Origin of the sequence: Mycobacterium sp. (genome assembly GCF_050701675.1) — a bacterium.
GTDB lineage: Bacteria > Actinomycetota > Actinomycetes > Mycobacteriales > Mycobacteriaceae > Mycobacterium.
The window spans coordinates 1-6,160 of sequence record NZ_JBOGDD010000716.1 but is presented as its reverse complement, the minus strand read 5'-3'; the positions used below and the strand labels follow the sequence as shown (position 1 = coordinate 6,160).

Here is a 6,160-nt window from a genome sequence, read left to right as displayed (position 1 = left end):
GACCATGGTCGTCACCGGGCTGCACCTCCTCGGCGGCGCCCGTGCGGATGCCAGTCGCGTCCGGTCGGGTTCGGACCGCGCCGTCGTCGAGGGCCGCTTCACCACCAAGGAGCTCGGCGGGACGGTCGCAGACAGGATCGACGAGATTCTGGACTCCTCGGGCGCGGACCGCGACGACGACGGCAGCGTGATCGCGGCACGCTCGGTCAGTCGCGAGGGTCCGTCACGGGCCTATCTCGGTGGACGCAGCGTGCCCGCCAAGTCGCTGAGCACGTTCACCACCGAACTCCTCGCGCTGCATGGCCAGAACGACCAGCTGAGGCTGATGCGCTCCGACGAGCAGCGCTCCGCACTCGACCGATTCGCCGACGTCGACGCACCGTTGGCGCGGTACCGCGGGCTGCGAGACGAGTGGCTCACCTTGCGGCGGGACCTGACCGACCGGCGGCAGCGGGCGCGCGAACTCGCGCTGGAAGCCGACCGTCTCCAGTTCGGGCTGAGCGAGATCGACGCCGTGGCACCGCAACTCGGCGAGGACGAGGCGCTGGTGGCCGACATCCGCAGGCTGTCCGAGCTGGACGCGCTGCGGGACGCGGCCCAGACGGCGCGGGTAGGCCTGTCCGGTGAGCTCGACGAACCCGCTCAGGGTGCGGTGTCGGCGGTGGACTGGATCGGCCAGGCGAAGTCCGCGCTGCAGAGCACCGATGATTCGGCGCTTCGGGTGCTGGGCGACCGTCTCGGTGAGGCGCTGGCCATCGCCAGTGACGTGTCAGGAGAGCTCGGTGATTACCTGAGTGAACTACCAAGCGATGCAAGCACTTTGGAAGCCAAACTGGCGCGACAAGGCGAACTGCGCAACCTGACGCGCAAATATGCCGCCGACGTCGACGGAGTACTGGACTGGGCCAACGAAGCGCGGGCCCGGCTTGCGCAGCTCGACGTCTCCGAAGAAACTCTGGCGGCGCTGGCGAAACAGGTGGACCAGCTCGAGTCGAAGGTCGTCGCGACGGCGCTGGAGGTGACGAAGGTGCGGACCAAGGCTGCCAAGGCGATGGCGAAGGCAGTCACCGCCGAGCTGGCGGGCCTGGCGATGTCGGGTGCGGGTTTCAGCATCGCGGTGGGAGCGCTGGTGGCGCGGGCCGATGACTCGGCCCCGCTGAAGCTGCCGTCCGGTGAGGCGGTCCACGCTGGGCAGGACGGCGTCGACGCGGTCGAGTTCGGGTTCACGCCGCACTCCGGGTCCGACGTGCTGCCGCTGGCCAAGAGCGCATCGGGTGGTGAGTTGTCACGCGTGATGTTGGCCCTCGAGGTCGTGCTCGCCGCATCGGCGGAGGGCACCACGATGGTCTTCGACGAGGTCGACGCCGGTGTCGGAGGCAGGGCGGCCGTGCAGATCGGACGGCGGTTGGCGCGGCTGGCCCGCACCCATCAGGTCATCGTGGTGACCCACCTGCCTCAGGTCGCGGCGTACGCCGACGTGCATCTCGTCGTCGACAGCAGTACGGGCAAGGGCAAGTCAAGCGAGGTGCGTCGCCTCGACGACGACGACCGAGTCGGAGAGTTGGCGCGCATGCTCGCGGGGCTCGGCGAGTCCGACAGCGGCCGGGCGCACGCGCGCGAACTGTTGGAGTCGGCGCAGAGCGAAACGCAGGAACAGCTCGCCTGAGTCTGTTGCGGATGTGACAGAAGAATACTTCTGAGGCTGGTGTTACGGCGCGCCTACACCTCAACTTGAGGGTTGGCCGACAGAATTCCCCCATGAAGATGTCAGCGCTGCTTTCGCGTAATGCCGGCTCTCGGCCCGGCGTGTCCGGTACGGCCCGCGTCGATCGCGACATCGATCGCCTTCTTCGCCGCGTCGGCCCCGGCGACGTCGTCGTCATCGACGCGCTCGACCTCGACAGGATCACCGCCGACGCGCTCGTCGACGCCAACGTCGCCGCCGTCGTCAACGCGTCCCCTTCGATCTCGGGCCGCTACCCGAACCTCGGGCCGGAGGTGCTCGTCGCCAACGGCGTGATGCTCATCGACGAGGTGGGTCCCGAGGTCTTCAAGAAGATCAAGGACGGCGCCAGGGTCCGGCTGCACAACGGCGGCGTCTACTCCGGTGACCGTCGCATCGCCCATGGCACCGAACGCAACGACGAAGAGATCCACGACCTCATGCACGAGGCCAAGAGCGGGCTGGTGGCTCACCTCGAGGCGTTCGCAGGCAACACCATCGAGTTCATCCGCAGCGAGAGCCCGCTGCTCATCGACGGCATGGGCATCCCCGACATCGACGTCGACCTGCATCGCAGGCACGTCGTCATCGTCGCCGACGAGATCGACGCCTTCGAGGACCTCAAGGCGCTCAAGCCGTTCATCAAGGAGTATCAGCCGGTCCTGGTCGGCGTCGGCACCGGCGCGGACGTGCTGCGCAAGGCGGGGTACCGCCCCGCCCTCATCGTCGGCGACCCCGACGAGATGAGTGTCGAGGTGCTCCGCTCGGGGGCGCAGGTCGTGTTGCCCGCCGACGCGGACGGCCATGCCAAGGGCCTCGAGCGCATCCAGGACCTCGGTGTCGGCGCGATGACGTTCCCGGCGGCCGGTTCGGCCGCCGACCTGGCGATGCTGCTGTGCGACCACCACGGCGCCTCACTCATCGTCACGGCGGGCCACAACGCCAGTATCGAGGAGTTCTTCGACCGATCCCGTCAGCAGAGCAACCCGTCGACGTTCCTGACCCGCCTGAAGGTGGGGGAGAAGCTGGTCGACGCCAAGGCCGTCGCCACGCTGTACCGCAGTCGTGTCTCCGGTGGCGCGATCGCGCTGCTGGTGCTCGCCATGCTGATCGCCGTCATCGCCGCACTCTGGGTGTCGCGCGCCGACGCCGTCGTCATCGACTGGGTCACCCAGTACTGGAATCAGTTCTCCATCTGGGTGCAGGGCCTGGTCACCTGAGAAATCTAGTCGAATCCCGGGAGGGCTCGTGATTTCCCTACGCTCGCACGCGATCTCCCTGGCCGCGGTCTTCCTCGCCCTGGCGATCGGAATCGCGCTGGGTTCAGGTCTGCTGTCCAACACGGTGCTGGCGGGTCTCAAGGACGACAAGACCCAGATGCAGAACCAGATCAACGGGCTGACCGACGAGAAGAATGGCCTCAACGAAAAAGTAAGCGCTGCAGGTGAGTTCGACTCGCAGATGTCATCGCGGATTCTCAGGGACGCACTCAAGGGAAAGTCGGTGGTGCTGTTCCGCACCCCGGACGCCGCCGACGACGACGTCGAGGCGATGTCACGGCTCACCGGTGAATCCGGTGGCACGCTCACGGGGACGATCTCGCTCACGCAGGAATTCGTGGATGCGAACTCCTCGGAGAAGCTTCTCTCCGTGGTCAATTCGCCGATCGTGCCCGCGGGCCGCCAACTGAGCACGACATCGGTCGACCAGGGGTCCCAAGCCGGCGACCTGCTGGGGATCGCCATGCTGACGGGCAAGGATCCGGCGGCTCCCGCAGTCGACGACGGACAGCGCGACGGCGTGCTCTCGGCGCTTCGCGATACGGGCTTCATCACCTACGGCACCGAGCGGATCGGCGCTGCGGACACTGCGGTCGTCGTCACCGGTGGTGGGCTCGCCGACGACGCGGGCAATCAGGGCGCGACCGTCGCGCGGTTCGCCGCCGGCCTGGCCCCACACGGCTCGGGCACACTCGTTGCCGGCCGCGACGGGTCGGCATCTGGCACCGGCGCCGTCGCGGTGATCCGGTCGGACGCCGGCCTGACGAACGCGGTCGGCACGGTCGACGACGTCGACAGCCAGTCGGGCCGCATCACCTCGGTGCTCGCGCTGCAGGAAATGGCGAGTGGCGGGCGACCGGGCCAGTACGGAATCGGCCGTGGCGCGTCATCCGTCACTGTCGCGCAATAGCCCCGCGGTGACATTCCCCGGTCGCTTCGCACTCCCCCGCAAGCGGGGGGACCCCCAACACCGAGACAGTCCCCGGTCGCTTCGCTCCTACCCACCGACCGGCGCGTCAGCGACGACTTGTCGCCGTCGGTGTTAGGGTGAGTTTCCGTGGGTCGGCAGGCCCCAAGCCATTCGCCACGGAGGTTGTTCTTGCCAGGCCAATCGAAGCAGCTACGCAGGCACCCGCAGACCACGACCAAGCATCTCTTCGTCAGTGGCGGTGTGGCCTCCTCACTCGGTAAGGGCCTGACCGCCAGCAGCCTCGGCCAGTTGCTCACCGCACGCGGCCTCCAGGTGACGATGCAGAAGCTCGACCCCTACCTCAACGTGGATCCGGGCACCATGAACCCGTTTCAGCACGGCGAGGTGTTCGTCACCGAGGACGGTGCGGAGACCGATCTGGACGTCGGGCACTACGAGCGCTTCCTCGACCGCAATCTGTCGGGATCGGCGAATGTGACCACCGGCCAGGTGTATTCGACGGTGATCGCCAAGGAGCGTCGTGGCGAGTATCTCGGCGACACCGTGCAGGTGATCCCGCACATCACCGATGAGATCAAGCGCCGCATCCTGGCGATGGCAGAGCCCGATGGTGAGGGCAACCGTCCCGACGTCGTCATCACCGAGATCGGCGGCACCGTCGGCGACATCGAGTCGTTGCCATTCCTGGAGGCCGCCCGCCAGGTCCGTCACGAGGTGGGCCGCGACAACGTCTTCTTCCTGCACGTGTCGCTGGTGCCCTACCTCGCGCCGTCGGGTGAGCTGAAGACCAAGCCGACGCAACACTCCGTGGCGGCGCTGCGCAGCATCGGCATCAGTCCCGACGCGCTGATCCTGCGCTGCGACCGCGACGTGCCAGAGGCGCTGAAGAACAAGATCGCGCTGATGTGCGACGTCGACATCGACGGCGTGATCTCTACCCCGGACGCACCGTCGATATACGACATCCCGAAGGTGTTGCACCGCGAGGAACTCGACGCCTACGTGGTGCGGCGGCTCAGCCTTCCGTTCCGCGACGTCGATTGGACCGAGTGGGACGATCTGCTGCGGCGCGTGCACGAACCGCGGGAGACGGTTCGGATCGCTCTGGTGGGCAAGTACATCGACCTCTCCGATGCGTACCTGTCGGTGGCTGAAGCGCTGCGGGCCGGTGGTTTCAAGCACCACTCCAAGGTCGAGATCCGCTGGGTCGCCTCCGATGACTGCGAGACGGACCCCAGAGCGGCGGCAGCGCTCAACGACGTCCACGGCGTGCTGATCCCCGGCGGGTTCGGCATTCGCGGCATCGAGGGCAAGCTGGGGGCCATCAAGTTCGCCCGCACGCACGGCATCCCGGTGCTCGGTCTCTGTCTCGGGTTGCAGTGCATCGTGATCGAGGCGGCCCGCTCGGTCGGCATCGACGACGCGAACTCGGCGGAGTTCGACCCCGACACGCCCGATCCGGTGATCTCGACGATGACCGATCAGCAAGTCATCGTCGCAGGCGAGGCGGACCTCGGCGGCACCATGCGCCTTGGCGCGTATCCCGCGGTCCTCGAAGAGGATTCGCTAGTGGCGCAGGCATATCAGTCCACCAAGGTCTCCGAGCGGCACCGTCATCGCTACGAGGTCAACAACTCCTACCGCGACCGCATCGCGGAGAGCGGTCTGCGGTTCTCTGGTACCTCGCCGGACGGTCACCTGGTGGAGTTCGTCGAGTACGACGCCGCCGTGCACCCGTTCCTCGTCGGCACGCAGGCACACCCCGAGCTCAAGAGCAGGCCGACGCGACCGCATCCGCTCTTCGTCGCCTTCGTCGGCGCGGCTCTCGATTACAAGGCCGAGGAGAGGTTGCCGGTCGAGCTCGCGACCCAGCGGTCCAACGGCGCCGAAGTGTCAGAGCCCGTGCGCCGTGGCTGACCATGAGTTCGCGACGGTCGACAGCGAAACCCTCTACGTCGGAAAGATCTTCGCGCTCAGGGCCGACGAAGTGAGCATGCCCGGCGGTGGGACGGCGCGACGCGAGGTCGTCGAGCACTACGGCGCGGTCGGGATCGTCGCAATGGACGAGAGCAACAACGTCGCGCTGATCTACCAGTACCGCCACCCGGTGGGTCGACGGTTGTGGGAGCTCCCCGCCGGCCTGCTCGACATCGGCGGTGAGCCTCCGGCCGTGAGTGCCGCGCGGGAGCTCGAGGAGGAGGCGGGCCTGAAGGCCCAAGACTGGGG

General features: G+C 67.5%; 5 protein-coding genes. All 5 read left to right on the top strand.

Features of this window, described 5'->3' with window-relative positions; genetic code table 11:
• A partial coding sequence (gene recN / locus ACRDUX_RS22030) for a DNA repair protein RecN (protein WP_526416495.1) occupies positions 1 to 1,666 on the top strand: 1,666 nt, incomplete at its 5' end.
• Between the two features lie 92 nt (positions 1,667 to 1,758).
• Positions 1,759 to 2,943, top strand: coding sequence for a putative cytokinetic ring protein SteA (gene steA / locus ACRDUX_RS22025; RefSeq protein ID WP_526416493.1), 1,185 nt, complete (start codon positions 1,759 to 1,761; stop codon positions 2,941 to 2,943).
• A 28-nt stretch (positions 2,944 to 2,971) separates the two neighbouring features.
• On the top strand, positions 2,972 to 3,913 hold the full coding sequence (locus ACRDUX_RS22020) for a copper transporter (RefSeq protein WP_526416491.1): 942 nt from the start codon (positions 2,972 to 2,974) through the stop codon (positions 3,911 to 3,913).
• A 189-nt stretch (positions 3,914 to 4,102) separates the two neighbouring features.
• Entirely contained in the window at positions 4,103 to 5,851 is a 1,749-nt protein-coding gene (gene pyrG / locus ACRDUX_RS22015) for a CTP synthase (protein ID WP_526416489.1), read from the top strand.
• Positions 5,844 to 6,160 (top strand): NUDIX domain-containing protein (locus tag ACRDUX_RS22010; protein WP_526416487.1); only part of this gene is annotated, 317 nt, incomplete at its 3' end. The genes pyrG and ACRDUX_RS22010, both read left to right, overlap by 8 nt.

Excerpts from the sequence above, each read along its gene's own strand:
- steA (WP_526416493.1), top strand. The coding sequence starts at position 1,759 with ATGAAGATGTCAGCGCTGCTTTCGCGTAATGCCGGCTCTCGGCCCGGC.